This window comes from Arthrobacter sp. ISL-72 (assembly GCF_018613755.1).
In the GTDB taxonomy this organism is placed as follows: domain Bacteria; phylum Actinomycetota; class Actinomycetes; order Actinomycetales; family Micrococcaceae; genus Arthrobacter.
Genome location: NZ_JAGGPP010000016.1, coordinates 101,774 through 121,082, shown reverse-complemented (window position 1 = coordinate 121,082; position 19,309 = coordinate 101,774). Strand labels below are relative to the sequence as shown.

The following is a 19,309-nucleotide window of genomic DNA, read 5'->3' as shown; positions in this document are numbered from 1 at the left end:
GTTCACGGGAACAAGACATAGAGTTATTCATGTCAGGGTCTCTTTTGGGTATTGGTTTGCTTGGTCGCAACCAATTCAAAGAGGCCCTGACCTCTTTCCCGCCGCACCACGCCGCACCGAAAACGTCCAACACCGCGGCGGCGCTTTCAGACCGCCCTAACCACGCTCATCTGCGAAGGGCCAGAAATGGAACGCTCCTTGAAACGGAACGGCCAAGTACGCAAAACCAGAACAAACCACCCGGCATTATTAGAAGCACAGCCCAACAGCGGGCTGTGCATTCAGCGCGAATCACGAAGAACCCGATTACCGCCCGGACGTGTCAAAAGTAGCGGATGGAAGACTCTTAATGAGGGTTTCATATGCTGCAAAAACAGATTCCCATGAGAACTCCTGTGCTCGCGTACGACAAGCGGTGCGTATTTCCGAAAGCTCATTGTCCGATCGTTCACAAGCCCAGTAATCAATCGACGAACGAATACTTTCAACAGCCGGTTCACAGATCAATCGTTCGTCGATAGGCAGCACGATTTCCGGAGACGCTCCAGCAGACGTAACAATCGGGATGACGCCATGTGACATTGCTTCAACAGTGGCAAGGCCGAAACCTTCCAAAGCACGCGTCGGGAGGACAGATAACGTGGCGGCCTCTAAGATTTGTGTCTTCTTTTCCTCAGAAACTCGTCCATGAAAAATCACGCTATCCCCGATGCCGAGTTCAGCAGCGAATGTCTTGAGATGCTGCTCCTGGGAGCCAGTTCCGACTATGTCCAGCTGCCACCCCTCTTTTTGGGCAGTCGATCCTGCAAATGCCTCGAACAAGATGTCTACTCCCATCCTCCATTCCAATCGTCGTAACACGACGATTCTTCGCAGTCGACCTGATCGTGGAGAGAGGTCCTTATCAGAGCTAAGCTCCGGTTCCACGGTAGTGCCACCTGGGATCACCACAACTCTTTGCGGCCTAGTAGTCGGATGCAATTGCTCGATAAGCCGCCGTGAAAAATCGCTCAATACAACCACAGCGTCAGCGCGTCGTATACATCTACGTTCCAAGCGCAAGAGGACTGCACCCTTGAGCTTCACGGAACGAGAAACTCTCCCTACGGCGGCCGCCTCAGTCAGGAGCTCATGTCCGGCACTGGCGTGAAAGACATAGATCTGATTGCGATCCCGCATTCGTCCCATAAAGGCGGCACCGAGAATAGGAGTATGGAAAACCATGCAGTCCCCCGCCGGGCGTCCAACCGGCACATGAATTAGAGCCGCTATTGTAAGCACTCCTCCGCGTAGTCTTCGTGGAAGTTTGCCGAGAAGGTTATGTACGCTGATTTCACCATCAATTGCATTCTGTACGTCAACGAGCCCGCCAACTCGCCACTCGCGCGTCCACAATACTCCACGGTGTCCCCTGCCAACAGCAGTCGCTGCCAATTCCGTGGCGTATCGTTGGAGCCCTCCTGTCCAATCTGGAAAAAAGGCATCACTAAAAAAATCAAAGTTACGCATTAATTACCCTACCCATTACAAGACCAATAATTACAGTGGTTGCAACCAAACCGGCCGCCCGCCCGGTCTGATGCCACTTAGAACCCAGGTACATGCACTGAGCCAGTTGCACGAGGACCGTCGATATAGCAATTCCAAGGACGCCGAATAGCATCACAAACACAAAGTTTCCCACAAGATTTATAGACAGTAGAAGCCCAGCAAGGCTAAGCATGTCCCTCACGCTGGCCTTACGGTTCCAGACGCGGATCCAAACTTGGTTTAGCAGGGCAACAGGAATTGCTAGCGAATATATTGCCAGCAAGAGCCCCATGCTCTCACCACTGCCGGGAGCATACTCAGTCCTAGAGTTTATGTATGAAACCGCGGGTATGATCATTCCAAGCACACAAAAAGAACAGAGAACCCCTAGAATGACCGGCTCGCGCGTCCTAACCGTAGAAGCCGACGTGAATGATCGACCCACAGCTGCGTTACCCAGTGCGATGCCGAGTGTGCCAGTAATCGCAGCAAATACAATAGTACTTAAGTTAAGTAACACGAGACCGGAGTTTCCAAGCGAAGCCGCAAAAAACCTGTCGATTATAGGGGAGGCAATGTTAGCTGCAGAAACTGCGACAATAGCCAAACCGTCCATCAGGGTGGTTTTCTTGATCCAAAACGACGGATACGGACCTACCCTGTAAGCAGAATGAAACACAATCGACGTCATAAGAATGCTTCCAGCCAGGTTGCCGCACGCGGCAGCAGTGGTCAAATCCGTCCAAGGTAACACCATAACCCCCAGTGCTACCGCGGGCTGTATGCCGGCTGCCACCATACCTACTACGACTTTCCCCTCCCGAATTAGCTTGCCATTGGCTACGCCATAGGCTGCAAAAAAGGGCAGCATCGCGACTAGGCACCAAACGGTCAAACCACTTTCAAAACGTGTACTCGGTAGTACTCCGAATACACCGAAGCCTGCAATTATGACGGTTGAAGCTGCCAAGACGAGGGGCATGACATGTTTACCCCTTCCGCTGTCTCGGATCATGAGAGCGGAGGCAACTCCAGAAAGCAGCCCTCCCAAGGCCAGGAACACCGTAGATGCGACCACATATTCGGTCAGGCGATCAGTTGGGCCGAGCTGATGCGCCAGCCAAAGTTCCCGTACGGCTGAAAAGACTCGTCCGAGTACCAAGGGAATCCCACCAACAAGTACCGCTCTCAAAGCAGCCATCAGTCTTCCATACTCTTTCGCTGATCAGCCATGGGGTCAGCCGGTGGCGTCAGAAGGAGGATGAGCATCATTGGGCCAATCAGCCAGGCTCCGAACAGACCATTCCAAAAGAATAGACTCACGGCAAAACCGAACAAGGCTTGTGCCTTCGCGTCAGCCCTGTGCCTTAATACGTAGACCAGCATGAGGAAAAGGCACAACCCGATGAAAACGATCCCGGTGTCCGCTGCCATCGCCAGCCAAGTGGACTCAATGCCGAATCTTGAGCCGCCGCTGACGGGACTTAGGAGGCGTTTGTCTATCAACGCCGCACCGATGGGCGTCCCGCCGAGAGGATGCTTCTGAAGCCAGTCAAATACGAAATCTGTGGTGAAAGCTCTGTCCGGGTCCGAGGTTCGGAGATCCGAGAACACCGCAAAACGCTGGAATATATTGCTAAATGTTGAATCTGCCGCAACCTGAACTGCCAACAGTCCAGCCAAGACACCAACAGAAGTAATCGCAAAGCGCTTTACGCCCTTTGAGATCGCAAGCACTAGAACACCAACTGCTAACCCGATTACCGCACTTTTTGAACCCGTCAAAATAGTCGCGACCAATATTATGCCCTGGGATATCCTCATCCAGAATGCTGGCCTAGGAGGGAGAAAAAAGGCGACCATGAGAATTGAGCTTGTGAAGAGCGGATTGCCAGTTGGTCCCAGAGCTCTTCCACTGCGAAGATATTCCTGAACGGAAATATTTGACTGCATTAAAGAATTTAATGACCATCCCAATGACGCTTCCACGACGACGAAGAGGGCCGTTGCGATGCCCACGTAGAACAGATGGCGCTGCAATACAGCTGGATTTGGTGGCACTAGCGCGAGACTAAGTGCGAGGGGGATGTAGGGCAGCATCCACAACAGGAGGCTCGGTTCGGCAACACCAAAGAAAAGCCATTCGACTAAGTAACTGATCGGCAGAATGGCGACTATGCTCAGACCAAGCCTCTTTGGACGGTGAGGATTGGTTCTTCGAGCTACAAGGAGACGGATTAATGCAACCCACAAGAACGGATTGAGTAGGATATTTGCGTCGACTCCTGGTACAAACTGCCACGGCCCAATTAGCAGCCATACGAGTGGCGCATCGATACCCAAACGCGCGACCACAAATGCGAATATTAGTCCAGCGACTGCTAGAGCTGCCTGCATCGGCCTAAAGACCATCAACGTTGTGATCCCGATCACCAACATGATTGCAATTATCGGTATCAGTCTGTTGGCAGTGCCCACTGATATAGCCGAGTTTTCAAGTGACCGGTCCGCCGGTGCCCGAAGAGCGCTTTTCGGATTTGAGTCTTGCGAACTACTGCTCAGCACGCTCGAGCCTTGTGGCCTTTCCTGCGATCATCATGACGTCATCTTTCACGTCCTCAACAACCACTGCATTGGCTCCTACGATGACTCGGTTACCAATAGTGATAGGGCCCAATACTTTCGCCCCGGGATATATCTGGACATCGTTTCCCAAGACTGGCACTGCGCGATGTCCGCCGCGACCTCCAATAACCACACCAGGGGAAAGGAGGCAGTTGTTCCCAATTTTGGCACGCGGATGAATGATCAGTCCTGAACCTCCGTAGGCAACCTTACAGTTACTGCCTATATCACACTCGGCGGGTATATACGAACCGAAGGCGATCTGGCCTAGAATGGTGAACATTCTAGGGAGGCCAGGAATTCCTGCGCGGTAGAGCGCATGTCCTATCCTATAGAAAATAAGCGACATTTCAGACTTCTCTCCGACTACGAAAATGGGCCCAAACGATAAGTCGCATGAACTTTAGATTTCCCACCAGGTACCGCTTGAACATGCGACGCGGTTCTTGCATCAATCGGAACAACCACTCTAAGCCAGCGCGCTGCATTGCCACGGGAGCGCGTCGAGTTAGCCCCGCCACTACATCAAAAGATCCGCCAACTCCGACGGCTAGATTGACACCGAGGTCACTAAGATACCTTGCCAGAAATAGCTCTTTATCAGGTGACGGAATTGCAACAAATAAGACGTTCGCACCGCTCGCGGATATCTTCTGCACTAGCTCAGTGTCTTGAATACTAGACCGCCAATACCCGTCATGATAGCCAGCGATATTAGCGCCGCGCTTCGTGAAAACCTCGGCTACGCTCTTAACAACTTCAGCTTTGGCCCCCAAAAGATATATAGAGAAACCGGCACTAGCGGAAGCATCGACTAGGGCATTCATGAAGTCGATCCCGGCTACGCGCTCTGGTAACGGATCCCCCAAAAACTTACTCGCCCAAACGACCGACTGGCCATCAGCATTTATCATCGCACAGGAATTGATCGTCGAACGTAAAGTGCTATCCTCTGAGGCAGCGACCATCTTAGCCGCATTGACAACAACATGTTGATGACAGCCGCCACCACCGATCAGGTCCAACGCTTTGTCAACAGATTCGGACATTGTAAGCCGGTCAATGTTGACACCGAGAATACTTGAACGTCCAAGGGGACTGAAGTCTCGCTCTTTAATCACTGATTTATCCATCTTGTTAGTGCATAAGTCGCATGCGCCTGGTTCCATCTCATGAACACGGGACCGTTAGCCTTATTACGGAAGGCCCCATCGGCGCCTTGGAAACCCAGTAGAACTTTGAGTGCATTCCGTCTCTCACCAATACGCTCACCCTCGCTTACCAAGGCAGCTAGCGTACTTACGGCTGTTGCAACATTGTGAACATCTTTTGAGGGTGATTTGCTCGTGGCGTAGTAGAGGGGTTCGCCAGTCTCAAGAAATAGCTCTTCAAGCCAATAGTCAGTTCCACGATCAATTACTTCAGAGTCCACAAGACTCCTTGATCGTATATACCTAAGGCTGTCGAGCACGTATGCCGTGTGAAAATTGTCGACCCAAGCCAGGTCGGTGCCGGCACCATATGGCCACGAGCCGTCCGGTCGCTGGGCCCTAGTTGTGACCTCTATTGCGACGCTTACATCAGCCTGAGCCCCACCCAAACGCAGTATTGACTCCACCGCCAGTAGGTTTCCGTTGTGAATCAGCCGATCCGACATCGGCGTGTAGGCAAAGTACCCAGATGGCTGGCGCAACGAGAGGAGCCAAAGTAGCGCTTCCTCGGAGACTTCATCTGCTCTTCCAAGCAAATCTAACGCACGTACGGCAAAAGCCGTGGCGATGACATTCGGCGATCCTGCGGGATAGTGTGCCCATCGCGTTTGTACGTCAAACTCATATCCCCAGGGCCCTCCGCCGGCCACATCAAGGAGGGTGTCAGCCAGATCGTTGGCGCGTCCGTGATCGCCCAGGGCGAAGGCCGACATCGAGAACAGCGCGAGCGATTTACTCATCCGAACAGCAGGAATGCCGGCAACGTTCCGTGCACCTTCACCGCTTCGTTTCAGGAGCTGGACCCAGATTTGACGAGTCAAGCGCGAGGGAAGCAGCCGAGCTACAGGCGACATCAGCCCATCATAAGGGTCGCAACCCGAAAAGCCCTTCGAAGCCGCGTACTTCATCGCCTTCTCGGCTGCGGCTCTGCTTAATTCATTTGCTGCGTATGTCATGAGTCTGATCACCTTCTAGGCACAAGTCGTATACGTTATCGAGACGTTCCCTATAGTCGCTAATCGAGTAGCCTAATTCCCACTTCGAGCGCGCGGCGGACCCAAGTTCTTCAACTAGGGCTGGGTTTAGTATCAGCTCATTCAAGGACTCGCAAATAGAGACAACATCGCCGACGTCCACTATCAGCGAGTCCTCGCGGTGCACCACCACGTCCTCGATGGAGCCAACTGCGGTCACAACGGGGGCAAGGCCCCAAGCCATAGCATCAAGCAGCGAGAGCGGGAGACCCTCTGCGTGCGACGGCAAAACAAAAATCGAAGACTTATGGAGCACGTCTTTGAGTTCATCCTGCGACAGCCAACCTAGTACGGTCACGTTCTCGGGAGCATCATCCAGCATCAATGCGATGTCATCCTCAGTCACGTCACCTGCCAGTGCCAGTGTCCAGTTCGAAGATTGGGGCAATCTTCCGACAGCATCCAGTAGCTCTAGGATTCCCTTTCGTTTCCCTATTCTGCCTGTGAAGAGAATGTTTGTAGGGACCTGGGGTCGAACGGGGATTGTCTGCGGCCCCGGTACCGCATTAGCCAAGATGACCGAGGCATCTGGGTTGCAGCCAAGCTCCTGCGTGACAAAGTCTCTCCACGCGCTGCCCAGAACTAGGACCTTGCGAGAGTGCCTCATCATCGACTTACAAAGTGCCTGCAAGACGCGCGGTGAGCTCGAATGAAATTCGCGAAACTCGGAACCGTGAAGGTGTATTACATAGGGGCGTCGAGCAAGGCGAAGAATCAAAGAGAGGACTATTTTTCGGTAGCAACTGCCTCTCGACGACAGGTTGATGTGGGCAATGTCGTAGGCACGTTTCCTAACAAGGATCCAGGCAGCAGTCCGAGCAAAGGCTCTAAATCGGTGTCGTCCGGTTGATCCCGCTCCAAGGAAAGTCAGGATGGACCGTTTCGAATCGGTTGAGCTCAGATGACTCATCATTGTTCCTATTCCACCCGCGGTACCAGGAAGAGGACCAAGGACCACGACGCGGATGGGTGTGGATGGATGTTGACTAGTTGAGCTGTTCTCTATCGGCTGATTCACGGCGCATAAAACCTAGACTGCCGGAACGAGATTGTTAAATATGCCCTTTGAGTCAATCAACGTCTTTCCGCTGAGATCATCGGTACTAATCATCTGAAATTCATCATGGTCAACCAAGGCGACCACAATATTTGATTTGTCCAGAGCGACAGCTGTTTCCACTAGTTCGACTCGGCCTTCATTCACAAGATCATGCGGAAGTGTTGAGATATGAGGCTCAGCGACGTAAAACTCAATTCCAGGCACAACATCTAGGGCACGCCGCAGAATCTCCACGGCAGGAGACTCTCGCAGGTCATCAATATTTGCCTTGAAAGCCAAGCCAAGAATGGCAACGACCGGAACGGCTTTCTCCTCAACTGCATTCATCAACTGCTGCACAACAAATGCAGGCTTTCGGTCATTGACCTCCCGCGCAGTCCGGATCAGGTTGGAGTTGATCGGATCTGAGGCAACTATAAACCACGGGTCGACAGCGATGCAGTGACCGCCTACCCCCGGCCCTGGCTGTAGGATGTTCACGCGCGGATGTTGGTTGGCCAGTTCAATTAGCTCCCAAACATTAATCTTGAGCGTTTCGCAGATCAGTGACAGCTCATTTGCGAATGCGATATTAACATCCCGAAATGAATTCTCGACTAGTTTCGCCATTTCTGCAGTCTTAGCGTCAGTCAGCCGAATCGGGCCTGAGCAGAAGGATTCATAAATACGCTTTGCGCGTTCAGCAGCGGAAGTTGTGAGACCTCCTATTATCCGAGCGTTAGTCTTAATCTCGATCATAATGCGCCCTGGAAGTACTCGTTCGGGGCAGTGTACGAACTGCATAGCGGAGCTCGAGTTCTCATTATTCACTGCAAGATCCGGTCGAGTCTCACTGAACACGTCGGCGACAAACTGCGTAGCGCCCGGGGGACAAGTCGATTCAAGAATTACGAGCTCACCACCCCGGCAGGCAGCAGCAACCTGCCGGGACGCGGCCTCAACATAAGACAGATCCGCAGTGTGATCCTCCAGGTAGGGCGTCGGAACGGCCAAAATATATACATCAGCCGGCGGAATCGTAGTAGATGTTGTAAGTCGACCGAGGGAAATAGCCTGCGCCAGTGTCTCCTGCAGGTCCGGCTCAACGAATGGAACCTGACCACGGGCCACCGACTCGACCGTGGCCTCGTTCAGGTCGACACCCACTACGACGTGTCCCCCGACGGCAAGCGCCGCTGCGGTAGGCAGACCTATATATCCAAGTCCGACGACAACTATCTTTTCGGGTCGAGGAGTCCGCTCCTCCATCTCAACGTTCACGAGCAATTTCCCCAGTCTTCTTTTGTTAGTGATTCTTACGTAAGCACGGAAGGCAATGGCACAAATCAACGTGCCAATGTGTGGAATCAGGGGTCACTCCGATGATATTCCGGACCCTGCCCCCTCTTGGGGTCAACTCTGGAGAGCAGGTTCAAGTGAAGGTGCACCTCGCTGAGCCGACCTATGATAAACAAACTCGGGAAGTCGATCTCCCATATTCAAGAGATTCCGAACCGCCGCTACGGTTCTAGGCGCAGCCTGACCGTCGCCGTATGGATTGACCGCCGCGGCCATGCTGTCGTATGCGGTGCTGTCTTCCAACAACTGGGAAACACCATTCACTATTGAATCAGGCGCCGTTCCAATGAGCCTGACCGTTCCGGCTTCCACAGCCTCAGGTCTCTCAGTGTTCTCACGCATTACCAGCACTGGCTTTCCGAGGCTGGGCGCCTCTTCCTGGACGCCTCCAGAGTCGGTTAGAACGACACACGACAGCCCCAGGAGCCGGGTGAACTCCGCGTAGCCGAGGGGCTCCGTGACAATAACGTTGGGGGAGCCTTCCACCTCCGGAATCACTGCGTCTCGCACTGCAGGGTTTTTATGTAGAGGGAGCACGAAGTCTACATCCAGAAATTTATCTGCCAATTTCGCAATGGCACGACCAATGCCAGTCATTATGGATCCCTGGTTTTCCCGGCGGTGCGTTGTTACGAGAACAACGCGGCGTTCCATCGGTTGCAACATATTAAGCCGCTCATCAGTGAAAGTTACACTTCTACCGGCTACTTCTAGCAGAGCATCGATTACTGAATTTCCTGTGACCACAATGTCCTTGGAACTGATGCCCTCTGCGAGGAGATTGTCCCGGCTTTGATCCGTGGGTGCTAAATGGAGGGAGGCTATCTGCGAGGTAATGCGACGATTCGCTTCCTCTGGGTATGGCGAGTTGATATCGCCGCTTCTCAGACCAGCTTCCACGTGCACGACGGGTATGCGGTGGTAGAAGGCTGCGAGGGCACCCGCGGTGGACGTCGTGGTATCGCCCTGCACGAGAACAATGTCAGGTTTGTGCTCCACCAAGAGAGCATCAATGCCTGCGATTGTTTTGGACAGGATGCCGTTTAGTGTCTGACCCTGCTGGAAAATATCGAGATCGTCGTCAACCGTAATGTCGAACAAGTCGTTGACCTGGTCCAACATGCTACGGTGCTGACCGGTAACGACTACTCGACAGTCCAGATCGGTCGTATCCCGTATCGCACGGACTATGGGGGCCATTTTAATGGCTTCCGGACGGGTCCCATAGATGGGCATGACGAGTGGCATTCGAGTTCCCCCACAACAAGTTCGAGTATCTTTCAGCCATGATCTTAGTGCACGATCTCAGGCAGAACCGCAGCCCCAGCAAGTGAGGCGTAATAAGGTGTTCTGTTGACCTCAGTTCAGTTCGTAAAGGTTGCCCACTTCACGTGGTGAGGTCATGGAACTCTGGACACACACCCGAGGAACCACTGCTCCTGCATGCCGAGTATATCTGTTAGTTTCCACGGATGTATCATGGCCAGGGCGATCATCATGGGAATGTCCTAGTTCACCGGCATCTGAAAGTTTCTAAGTAAATGGGGAGCAGTTGGGGACAGGATCTGATTGGCGGGTGAGATCGTCGCGTCTCCTAGGCTTTGTCGACGCTCTCGTAGTTATCTGGGCCGTCGTCGGAGCGTTCATCGTCAGGTTCGGATTCGAATCCGATGTTTTGGTTTCCGGGCAGGAAGCCACTTACTTGTCGGTGTCAGTGGCTTTGATAGTCGCATGGTGGATAATGCTCGGAGCCTGGAACAGCCGGCAAAGCAGGGTCCTTGGCGCCGGGGCAGACGAATATAAGAGAGTTGCCGCCGCATCGCTATGGCTATTCGGCTTTGTTGCCATCGTCTCTTACGTATTCCGCATCGAGACTGCCCGGGGGTATGTGGGAGTGGCCCTCCCCGTTGGTTTAGCAGGGCTACTTGTTGCACGGTGGTTAATTCGCCAGCACTTGAACGTCGAACGGCGCCGCGGCAACAGTATGGCTCGCTTGTTGATTCTCGGCGATCCAAGCGCCGTAGCTCATTTAGCTTCTTCCTTCGCAACTGCCAAGCACGCCGGTTATCTCCCTATTGCGGCTTTCTCTCCAGGTGGCAGTCAAGGACTCACCGTGGAACCGCAGTCGGGACTTCCTATTCTGGGCACGGGGCACGACACAAAGTCGATCCTCGATGCAATTGATACCTGTGGCGCCGATGCTGTTGCTGCTAGCGCAGGCGTTCAACTACACCCTCACAGCATCCGACAGCTCGGCTGGGCTCTTGCGGCTCGCAACGTCGCGCTGATAATGGCTCCCGCTCTGACAGATATCGCCGGCCCCCGCATTCACACTCAACAGGTCGCCGGCCTTCCCTTGATCCATGTCACTACTCCCAGCCTCGAAGGCGGGCAACGCGTGGCCAAAAGGTTGTTCGACATTGCTGCCTCCGCTCTATTAATCATCATGAGTTCCCCGCTGATGATTATCATCGCAATCCTCATAAAGGCCGACAGCAAGGGCTCGGTGATTTTCAAGCAAGAGCGTGTCGGGATCGAAAGCCGGCACTTCCGAATGCTCAAATTCCGGTCTATGGTCGTGAACGCAGAACAGCAACTGAAGGGCCTCGAAGACAGGAACGAGGGAAACGGGGTGCTGTTCAAGCTCAGGGATGATCCTCGGGTGACGCGTGTAGGTGCTGTAATCCGGAAATATAGCCTCGACGAGCTGCCCCAGCTTTTCAACGTTTTAGCTGGACGGATGAGCCTGGTAGGGCCCCGCCCCCCTCTTCCGCGAGAGGTCGAGTCCTACGAGAACGATGTAAGGCGACGATTGCTCGTTAAACCAGGGCTGACTGGCCTATGGCAGGTGAGCGGACGCTCAAACCTCTCATGGCAAGACTCAGTACGGCTGGATTTGTACTACGTCGAAAACTGGTCCCTCGCTGGGGATCTTATCATTATCCTTCGCACAGTTAGAGCGGTTTTTCGCAGCACAGGTGCGTACTAAATATTGGCTTTGCATTTCCTAGTTCTTCGGGGAAGGAACGTCGCCACGCATGACCTATAAACATCACGGGACACCAGAGGGTCCAATCAAACCAAGGCGGATAGGAACGGACATCAAAGATAAGGCAGATCAAGCGCCGAAGTTCTTATTTCCGCTTATTTGCATCACAGGCGTGTTAATTGTCCTCTTGGCGACTGCGGGATGGCTTGCGGGGAAGGCGCAAACAGTCCAAAAAGAACTGAAGGCGGCTTCACAACTTCTTCCAAGGCTGAAGGACGAAGTTGCTCGGGACGATGCGGAGGCCGCGGCTGGGACCGTATCTGAGTTGAAATCCCACACTGAGACGGCACGTGCCGCGAGTAGTGATCCGCTCTGGACTTTGGCTGGAGCTCTCCCTTGGGCTGGAAGTAACTTCCGTGCTACGGCGGAAATTTCCACAGTCGTCGATGACGTTATCCGTCTCGGAGCGGACCCTCTCGTCGGGGTGTTTAGATCTCTGGATTGGAAGAAGGTCATGCCTAGCGGTGAGGGTGTGGATCTAACCTCCCTCAAAGAAGCACAGCCACGAATTGTTTCCGCCGCCCACGCCATACGTGCATCCTCCGATCGCCTAGACAGTATCGATAGAGGTGGCCTGCTCCCTCAGATCGCAGAGCCGCTCGCAGAGGCGAGAGAACAACTTACTAATCTGAGGGTAGACATAGATGCGGCTGCGCACGTAACAACCCTGGCGCCCGAAATGCTCGGGATGAACGGCACAAAACACTATTTGCTACTGATGCAGAATAATGCGGAGATACGAGCGACAGGTGGCATTCCCGGTGCCCTGGCGGTCCTTACCGTCGAGAGCGGCAAAATGTCTCTCACTTCCCAATCAAGTGCTGGACAGTTGGGATCTTTTGCACCTCCTCTAACTGTAGACCGTGAACAAGAAGCGATCTATTCCAGTCGGATTGGGAAGTTCATGCAGGACGTCAACCTAACTCCGGACTTCCCCACGGCCGCGAGCACTGCTCGACAAATGTGGGAAAAACGAACTGGTGAAAAAGTAGACGGGGTTCTATCCATCGACCCAGTGGGTCTCAGCTACGTTCTGGATGCGACCGGGCCCGTGCAACTTCATGAGCCTGAAAACACACTGCTCAGCAATGGACGCCTACCAAGTGAACTGACGGGAACGAATGTTGTTAGCACGTTGCTCTCAGACGTCTATAAGGCCATTGACAACACAGCCGTTCAAGACGCTTACTTCGCCAATGTAGCCAAGGAGGTCTACGGTGCATTTTCCAGTGGCACCGGAGACCCGGCACGACTAGTTCAAGGCATTTCACGTGCAGCCGATGAACGGCGGATCCTACTTTGGTCCGCCGACCCTGAGATCCAGAAAGTGATCTCCAACTATGCCATGAGCGGTGCGACTTCTGGCCAAAGCGTATCGGCCGCCCAGTTTGGCGTCTACTTCAACGACGGAACCGGCGCAAAAATGGACTTCTATGTCAAACGCACCGTCCAATTACTTGAGGAATGCCCTCGTGACGGCTATAGCCGGATGACGGTCCGGGTGACCAGCACCAATACAGCGCCTGTAGACGCGAAATCGACGTTGCCCGACTACGTCACCGGAGGAGGTGTGTTCGGGGTACCTGAGGGTACCGTGCAGACAAATGTGATCGCTTACGGCCCTGTTCAGGCGAATGTCGAATCAGCGGCAGTGGATGGAAACAAAACGGACATTGCCGCACACCGCCACAGCAACAGGCCCGTGGGAGCCGTAACGATGTCCCTCGCTCCTGGCCAGAGCAAAAGCGTCGAACTGACTTTCGGGAAGATCGTCCAACATACTGAACCCACTGTGGTCGTTACGCCCACCATTCAGTCCCTCAAAGACGTTGTCCTCACCATGAAACCAGCGGTGTGCCCGAACGCGAAATAGAATTTACGTTAATAGTATGTAAAGCGACTTGATTCACTTTGGTAACACTGGTCACGGGTGCTACTCTCTCTTTGGGCACGACAATGAGATTTCAACCTACGGTCACTCGAGGGATCGGAAATCTCCACCAAATCACGTGACAAATCGTATTACGGTCTCAGGGGGACTCATGAAGAAATCACTGGCAGCACTAGCACTTGCAGGTTCCATCGCACTCATCGGCGCCGTTCCGGCCGTCGCAGCCCAGTACCCGGCACCTGCCGCAGTGGCTGCGGTAGACAATGCCTCGCCCGGCCCGGGCGAGACATTCACCTTCCGGGGGCGCGCAGCTGCCTTCTTCAACAACGAACCGATCACCATCACCGTTACCCCGGTCGGGGCGCCGTCTGCTGCCGGCACCGGCACTGCCGCCGGCCCCAGCCTGGCGGTACCGGTCAAAATCACCCTGCCGCTGGCGCCGCAGAGCTTCTCCACCACCGCAGCATCGGACGGTAGCTTCGCTTTCCCGCTTAGCATCAGCGAAGCCGGGACTTACACGGTGACGGCGACCGGAGCCACGTCCGGCAGGACCTACAGCGCAACGGTGACCGTCGAGGCTTCGGCTGCTGGCACCGGTGGCGCCCCGCTGGCTAACAACAATGGTGGCCTTGCCGAGACCGGCGCAGACGCAAGCCTGCTTCTCTGGTCGCTGGTGGGCGCAGGCGCACTGGCTGCCGGCGCAACCTCGGTAGTTGTGGTTCGCCGCCGCGCCAAGGCTGAGGCCGCAGCCTAAGGCTAAGTAACAAGCACCAAAGAAGGTGGGTGCGCTCCCGGGAAACCGGAGAGCCACCCACCTTCTGCATTTAACGGGGAATTCTTACAAGGGATCCGGGTGCTTGTGGTAGTCATAAGAGCCAAGGGGGAAAATATTGACGCAGACCACGCTGACAGGTCCCATGATGCTCCTACACAAGCCCGACGTATGGCGGGCAGTGCTTGCACTGATGATGGCGTTCCTAGCTATCGTGGGTTTCTGGCCGAGCCCCGTGGACAAACCCGTGCAAGGCCAGCTGGCAGCTACTTTATTTTTCCTCCACTGGCGGGGACTGCCACCGTGGGTCAACTACAGTTTCGTTGAAGCTTCTGCCAACGTGGCGATGTTTGTCCCTTTAGGAATTGTCGCTTTCCTTGCCTTCCCGCGGAAACAGTGGTGGCAGGTCTCAGCATTCGGCTTGCTGGTGTCGAGTTGCATGGAACTGGGCCAGGCCCTGTTTCTTCACGACCGCTTCGCAAGCCCGTTGGATCTTGTCACAAACACTGCCGGTGCAGTCATAGGATGCCTTTTGGCCGGAAAATTCCTTCGATTCCTTAAAAAGAGGCGGGCCCAACGCTTTTCAGCATCGAGCCCGTCCGCCGAGGGATTGTGAAAGCAATCAGTCGTTGACGAATTCCTTCATCCACGCCTTCAGGTCTTCACCGAAGTCCACCCGCTCCGAGGCTAGGGAAATGACCGCCTTGATGTAGCTGAACTTGTCACCGGTGTCGTATCGGCGCCCGCGGAACACGACACCGTACACGCCGCCCCCATCGCCCTCCGTTTTGGCCAGAATCTGCAGTGCATCCGTCAGCTGAATCTCCCCACCGCGTCCAGGTTCCGTCTTCTCCAAGACGTCGAAGACGGCCGGGTGCAGAACGTAGCGGCCGATAACGGCCAGGTTGGACGGCGCCTCCTCCACGGAAGGCTTCTCCACCAGTCGGTTCACATGGAAGAAGTTCTCGCCGTCGACCGGGGTGATGTCCGCGCAGCCGTAAGCGCTAATCTGCGACGGGTCCACCTCGATGAGCGCAATCACTGAGCCGCCGGTCTTGGCCTGCACATCGATCATGGTGCTAAGTAGCTCGTCACGCTCGTCGATGAGGTCATCGCCCAGCAGGACTGCAAACGGCTCGTCCCCCACGTGCTGGCGGGCACACAACACCGCGTGGCCCAGGCCCTTGGGATCGCCCTGGCGCAGGTAGTGCAGCGGCGCCAGGTTGGACGCATGCTGGACGGCCTCCAGCTTATCTTGGTCGCCCTTCCGCTCCAGCGTCTGCTCCAGGTAGGGGGCCCGGTCAAAGTGGTCCTCCAGGGCCCGTTTCTGGCGGCCGGTGATCATCAGCAGATCCGTAAGGCCAGCCTTGACGGCTTCCTCCACCACGTACTGAATTGCCGGCTGGTCCACAACGGGCAGCATTTCCTTCGGCATTGCCTTGGTAGCGGGCAGGAAACGAGTTCCCAATCCGGCAGCAGGAATGACGGCCTTTTTAACGGTTTTCCCCAAAGTCATAGCTGAACCATACAAATCGTTGGAGGAAACTGGCAATCGCGGTCCAAGATTTCGACGCAGGTTTCGACGGTTTCGAAAGGCACCGCCCCGGAACGCATGGGCACTCCTACCCATCGCGGGGTTTCCTCTTTTCGGAAATACTGCTGGTTGCAGCTTTCACGAACACATTGGGGGACATCATGAGCAACGACCAACAGCCCGGCGTACCGCAGCAGCCAGAGCACAACGGATGGCAACAGCCAAGCCAGCAAAACCACCAGGGCCAGCAGGGTTTCGAGCAGCCACCCTATCCCCCGCGGGCCGACCAGTACAACTTCGGCCAGCAGCCGTACGGCGAGCCCGGACAATACAGCCAGCCCGACCCAGCACAGTACGGCCAGACCCCGCCGAAGCGCGGCATCCCCGTCTGGGGATGGGTTGCCGGCGGCGTGGGCGGCGCGGCAGTACTGGCAGTGGCTGGTGTGATGGTCCTGGGCGGCATCGGATCAGCCAAAGCTCGGGAAGTTGTCCCGGCCCCTACGGAGACCGCCGCGAGCTCGGAGACAGCTGGCAGCTCGCAGTCAGCGGAAGCCGAGGAGGCCACGACCGACGACTCTTCGGCAGCACCCATGGACGAGGCCATCTACCTCTTCGAGGAGGCCGACTTCACGGCGCCGCCGGTCTGGTCCACCGCAATCCCGGACGGCTGGACCGTGTCAGACGCCAAGGGTGGCACCATCCAGTACCGCAGCAGTGACAACCCCTGCCTCTTCACCACCCACCAGGCAATCCTGCCGCCCACCGAAGCCCTCACCGATGAAATAGCCACCATGGCCACAATGCAGTCCGAGATTGAAGGGGTCAAAGCGTCCGCTGGCTCGGCCGTAACTGTGGTGACCGACGCCGACTCGCACTACACCAAGCTGCGGAACCCCGATGGCCACGGGATCGAACTCCAGGAAGCCGAACTTCGTTTCAAGAACAGGAGCGACGTGGACTTGGTGTACCGGATCGCGGTGCGCTCCATGCCCGCCGCAGACGGCCTGATGGAACTCACCCTTGCCTGCCCCGCCAACCTGCCGACAGAACTGGAGCTTTGGTCGGATCTGTCGGACAGCGTCACCATGAAGGACGACCCCGCGGCAGGTGCCGCAGGTTAGCCGCCGTCGCGGGTCAGGCGCCGCGGCTAAAGGCCCTTGAACACCGGAGTGCGCTTCTCCTGAAATGCCTTGAAGCCCTCCGCGTAGTCCTGGGACTTGCACAGCCGGGCCTGCTCGGCGTTCTCCTCTTCCATGGACGCCCACAGCCCCAGCCGCTGGTCGCGGATGTGCGCCACCAGCTCCTTGCTGGCGGTGAACGCCCCCGTGGCGCCCGAGGCCACCCGCCCCACAATAACGCGGGTGGACTCAAGCAGCTCAGAAGCCGGCATGGCCCGGCTGAACATTCCCTGCGCCACGGCCTCGGCACCGGTCATCAGCTCGGCCGTGTAGATCAGGTCCAGCGTCCGGTGCATGCCCAGCCGCTCGGTGAAGTACCAGTGCCCGCCGGAGTCCAGCGTGGCGCCCAGCTTTGCGAACGGGGAGCCGAACTTGGCGTCCTCCGCCACGTACACCACGTCCGTGGCCAGGAGAAGGCCAAGCCCCACGCCCAGGCAGGCGCCGTGCGCCGCCGCGAACGTGGGAGCTGGGAAGGAGCTCATCTTCTGCAGCAGCGGCTGCACCAGGCCGCCCAGGTACCCCTGGACGTCATCCGTCTCAGGTGTCACGCCCGCAATGTCCCGGCCCGCGCAGAAGGCCCGTCCCTCTCCCCTGAGCAGCAGCGCCCGCACCTCCCCGCGCGAGGCGGCGGCAGCGGCGTCGTCGTACGCCTGGGTTAAATCCTTGAGCGCCTGCTCGTCCAGCGAGTTCAGCTTCTGCGGTGCGTCCAGCACAACCTCGGCGATGCCGCTGGCGATGGAGAGGGAGATCATGGGGCTCCTGTTCGTGGCCGTCCCCACCCGCACCCTAACCTCGCAAGCTCGGCCAGGGAACCCTGCGGGCGTGGGCCCAGTTCTAGTTTTTGGTAGTGATGCTTAGACGTCGAAGTCGACGGTGACTTCCTCGGTGGTGGGGTGGGACTGGCAGGTGAGCACGTAGCCCTTGTCCAGTTCATCCTGCTCCAGGGCGTAGTTTTCGTCCATGGTCACCTTGCCCGTGACCACCTTGGCCCGGCAGGTCCCGCACACTCCCCCGGCACACGCGAAGGGAACGTCCGGGCGCACGCGCAGGGCGGCGTTGAGGATGGATTCGCGGGCATGTGTGGGGCTGGCCACGTTGCCCTCGAGGCCGTCCAGCTTGAACGTGATCTTGTACGTGTCCTGGGATTCGTCGGTAACCACCGGCCGGCCGATATTGCCCTCGGGGCGGTCCGGCTTGCCCGAGGTGAACAGCTCGAAGCGGATGTGCTCGGGCTTCACGCCGCGGGCCGCCAGGGTGTCCCGGCACAGCTGCACCAGCTCGAACGGCCCGCACAGGAACCACTCGTCCACGTCGTCCGCATGGATGGCGGTGCCCAGCAGCGCCTGGAGCTTCTCGGCGTCGATCCTTCCGCTCAGCAGCGGCGCGATGCGCTGCTCGCGGGACAGAACGTGGTGCAGGGCCAGGCGCGACGGGTACTTGTCCTTCAGGTCCGCCAGCTCCTCCAGGAACATCACGTCCATGGCGGCCTTGTTGGCGTAGATCAGGTCGAAGCGGGTCTCCGGGTGAGCGGCAAGCAGCGTGCGGGCGATGGCGATCACCGGGGTGATGCCGGACCCTGCGGCGATGGCCACGAAGTTCCCCGGCTCCCCCGCCAGCTCCTCGGGATGGTTCATGGAGTTCATGATGTTCTGGTCAACGAGATTGCCGTCCCGGCCGTGCTTGGAGACGAACGCGCCCATGGGGCTCATCACATCCAGGGTGTCCCCCGCCTTCAATTCGGCGTTCGCCCACGTGGAAAACAGCCCGCCCAAGTCCTTCTTGACGGCCACCCGGATCTCGCTGGTGCCGTCCGCGAAGCTCCTCGGCTCCGCGCAGATGGAGTAGCTGCGGCGCACCTCGTGCGGCACACCGTTCTCATCCGGCATGGTGGTGCGCAGGGCAACGTACTGGCCCGGCAGGTAGTCGTACTGGCCGGCCAGCTCCGCGGGGACGGCGAACGTCACCTCGATGGCATCGTCCGTAAGCCGGCGGACTTCATCCACGGCCAGCGTGTGGAAGGACGCACGACGGCGGCCGGTGGCTGCCGCCTGCTCGGCGGCGGTCTGGCGGACAACAGTCATGGGAGC

Annotated in this window: 17 protein-coding genes; 5 read left to right on the top strand and 12 right to left on the bottom strand. The window is 56.6% G+C overall.

Going from position 1 to position 19,309, the window contains the following annotated elements:
* Positions 1–306: 306 nt before the first annotated feature.
* The 9 genes from J7I92_RS24235 to wecB form a co-directional block, all read right to left on the bottom strand.
* Positions 307–1,509, bottom strand: a complete 1,203-nt coding sequence (locus J7I92_RS24235; RefSeq protein ID WP_214841861.1) for a glycosyltransferase family 4 protein — start codon at positions 1,507–1,509, stop codon at positions 307–309.
* Positions 1,502–2,731, bottom strand: a complete 1,230-nt coding sequence (locus tag J7I92_RS15515) for a hypothetical protein (RefSeq protein WP_214841860.1) — start codon at positions 2,729–2,731, stop codon at positions 1,502–1,504. Before J7I92_RS15515 ends, J7I92_RS24235 begins: the two co-directional genes overlap by 8 nt.
* Positions 2,731–3,969: an O-antigen ligase family protein gene (locus J7I92_RS15510; RefSeq protein WP_214841859.1), complete on the bottom strand. Its 1,239-nt coding sequence runs from the start codon at positions 3,967–3,969 to the stop codon at positions 2,731–2,733. Before J7I92_RS15510 ends, J7I92_RS15515 begins: the two co-directional genes overlap by 1 nt.
* A gap of 112 nt (positions 3,970–4,081) precedes the next feature.
* Complete coding sequence (locus tag J7I92_RS24660) at positions 4,082–4,438, bottom strand: hypothetical protein (RefSeq protein ID WP_396020398.1); 357 nt, start codon at positions 4,436–4,438, stop codon at positions 4,082–4,084.
* Between the two features lie 67 nt (positions 4,439–4,505).
* On the bottom strand, positions 4,506–5,288 hold the full coding sequence (locus J7I92_RS15500) for a WecB/TagA/CpsF family glycosyltransferase (protein ID WP_214841857.1): 783 nt from the start codon (positions 5,286–5,288) through the stop codon (positions 4,506–4,508).
* On the bottom strand, positions 5,273–6,322 hold the full coding sequence (locus tag J7I92_RS15495) for a prenyltransferase/squalene oxidase repeat-containing protein (RefSeq protein WP_214841856.1): 1,050 nt from the start codon (positions 6,320–6,322) through the stop codon (positions 5,273–5,275). The genes J7I92_RS15500 and J7I92_RS15495 overlap by 16 nt, the downstream gene beginning before the upstream one ends.
* Positions 6,303–7,310 (bottom strand): glycosyltransferase family 4 protein, encoded by a 1,008-nt coding sequence (locus tag J7I92_RS15490; RefSeq protein ID WP_214841855.1) that lies wholly within the window; start codon positions 7,308–7,310, stop codon positions 6,303–6,305. Before J7I92_RS15490 ends, J7I92_RS15495 begins: the two co-directional genes overlap by 20 nt.
* A gap of 120 nt (positions 7,311–7,430) precedes the next feature.
* Positions 7,431–8,720, bottom strand: a complete 1,290-nt coding sequence (gene wecC, locus J7I92_RS15485) for a UDP-N-acetyl-D-mannosamine dehydrogenase (RefSeq protein WP_311380391.1) — start codon at positions 8,718–8,720, stop codon at positions 7,431–7,433.
* Positions 8,721–8,852: 132 nt separating this feature from the next.
* Positions 8,853–10,046, bottom strand: coding sequence for a non-hydrolyzing UDP-N-acetylglucosamine 2-epimerase (wecB, locus tag J7I92_RS15480; RefSeq protein WP_214841854.1), 1,194 nt, complete (start codon positions 10,044–10,046; stop codon positions 8,853–8,855).
* A 328-nt stretch (positions 10,047–10,374) separates the two neighbouring features.
* Here wecB and J7I92_RS15475 point away from each other — a divergent pair, with 328 nt between their 5' ends.
* The 4 genes from J7I92_RS15475 to J7I92_RS15460 all read left to right on the top strand — a co-directional run bounded on the left by J7I92_RS15475 (position 10,375) and on the right by J7I92_RS15460 (position 15,126).
* Positions 10,375–11,787, top strand: coding sequence for a sugar transferase (locus J7I92_RS15475; protein WP_311380390.1), 1,413 nt, complete (start codon positions 10,375–10,377; stop codon positions 11,785–11,787).
* A 49-nt stretch (positions 11,788–11,836) separates the two neighbouring features.
* Positions 11,837–13,720: a DUF4012 domain-containing protein gene (locus J7I92_RS15470; RefSeq protein ID WP_214841850.1), complete on the top strand. Its 1,884-nt coding sequence runs from the start codon at positions 11,837–11,839 to the stop codon at positions 13,718–13,720.
* A gap of 169 nt (positions 13,721–13,889) precedes the next feature.
* Positions 13,890–14,492 carry a peptidase gene (locus J7I92_RS15465; RefSeq protein WP_214841848.1) on the top strand — a complete coding sequence of 201 codons (603 nt, stop codon included), beginning with the start codon at positions 13,890–13,892 and terminating at the stop codon, positions 14,490–14,492.
* A gap of 136 nt (positions 14,493–14,628) precedes the next feature.
* The gene (locus J7I92_RS15460; protein WP_311380389.1) at positions 14,629–15,126 is read left to right on the top strand and encodes a VanZ family protein; all 498 of its coding nucleotides are present in this window, start codon (positions 14,629–14,631) and stop codon (positions 15,124–15,126) included.
* A gap of 6 nt (positions 15,127–15,132) precedes the next feature.
* Here the strand turns inward: J7I92_RS15460 and galU are convergent, their stop codons facing one another.
* Complete coding sequence (galU, locus tag J7I92_RS15455; protein ID WP_214841847.1) at positions 15,133–16,026, bottom strand: UTP--glucose-1-phosphate uridylyltransferase GalU; 894 nt, start codon at positions 16,024–16,026, stop codon at positions 15,133–15,135.
* Positions 16,027–16,205: 179 nt separating this feature from the next.
* Between galU and J7I92_RS15450 the strand changes: the two genes are divergently transcribed.
* Positions 16,206–17,165 (top strand): hypothetical protein, encoded by a 960-nt coding sequence (locus J7I92_RS15450; RefSeq protein WP_214841846.1) that lies wholly within the window; start codon positions 16,206–16,208, stop codon positions 17,163–17,165.
* Positions 17,166–17,191: 26 nt separating this feature from the next.
* On the opposite strand, the gene J7I92_RS15445 is transcribed toward J7I92_RS15450, so the two are convergent.
* On the bottom strand, positions 17,192–17,974 hold the full coding sequence (locus J7I92_RS15445) for an enoyl-CoA hydratase/isomerase family protein (protein ID WP_214841845.1): 783 nt from the start codon (positions 17,972–17,974) through the stop codon (positions 17,192–17,194).
* Between the two features lie 102 nt (positions 17,975–18,076).
* A complete protein-coding gene (gene paaE / locus J7I92_RS15440) occupies positions 18,077–19,303 on the bottom strand; it encodes a 1,2-phenylacetyl-CoA epoxidase subunit PaaE (RefSeq protein WP_214841844.1) in 1,227 nt (408 codons plus the stop codon).
* Between the last annotated feature and the right edge of the window lie 6 nt (positions 19,304–19,309).

Excerpts from the sequence above, each read along its gene's own strand:
- J7I92_RS24235 (WP_214841861.1), bottom strand. The coding sequence starts at position 1,509 with ATGCGTAACTTTGATTTTTTTAGTGATGCCTTTTTTCCAGATTGGACA.
- J7I92_RS15515 (WP_214841860.1), bottom strand. The coding sequence starts at position 2,731 with ATGGCTGCTTTGAGAGCGGTACTTGTTGGTGGGATTCCCTTGGTACTC.
- J7I92_RS15510 (WP_214841859.1), bottom strand. The coding sequence starts at position 3,969 with ATGTTGGTGATCGGGATCACAACGTTGATGGTCTTTAGGCCGATGCAG.
- J7I92_RS24660 (WP_396020398.1), bottom strand. The coding sequence starts at position 4,438 with ATGTTCACCATTCTAGGCCAGATCGCCTTCGGTTCGTATATACCCGCC.
- J7I92_RS15500 (WP_214841857.1), bottom strand. The coding sequence starts at position 5,288 with ATGGATAAATCAGTGATTAAAGAGCGAGACTTCAGTCCCCTTGGACGT.
- J7I92_RS15495 (WP_214841856.1), bottom strand. The coding sequence starts at position 6,322 with ATGACATACGCAGCAAATGAATTAAGCAGAGCCGCAGCCGAGAAGGCG.
- J7I92_RS15490 (WP_214841855.1), bottom strand. The coding sequence starts at position 7,310 with ATGAGTCATCTGAGCTCAACCGATTCGAAACGGTCCATCCTGACTTTC.
- wecB (WP_214841854.1), bottom strand. The coding sequence starts at position 10,046 with ATGCCACTCGTCATGCCCATCTATGGGACCCGTCCGGAAGCCATTAAA.
- J7I92_RS15470 (WP_214841850.1), top strand. The coding sequence starts at position 11,837 with ATGACCTATAAACATCACGGGACACCAGAGGGTCCAATCAAACCAAGG.
- J7I92_RS15465 (WP_214841848.1), top strand. The coding sequence starts at position 13,890 with ATGAAGAAATCACTGGCAGCACTAGCACTTGCAGGTTCCATCGCACTC.
- galU (WP_214841847.1), bottom strand. The coding sequence starts at position 16,026 with ATGACTTTGGGGAAAACCGTTAAAAAGGCCGTCATTCCTGCTGCCGGA.
- J7I92_RS15450 (WP_214841846.1), top strand. The coding sequence starts at position 16,206 with ATGAGCAACGACCAACAGCCCGGCGTACCGCAGCAGCCAGAGCACAAC.
- J7I92_RS15445 (WP_214841845.1), bottom strand. The coding sequence starts at position 17,974 with ATGATCTCCCTCTCCATCGCCAGCGGCATCGCCGAGGTTGTGCTGGAC.
- paaE (WP_214841844.1), bottom strand. The coding sequence starts at position 19,303 with ATGACTGTTGTCCGCCAGACCGCCGCCGAGCAGGCGGCAGCCACCGGC.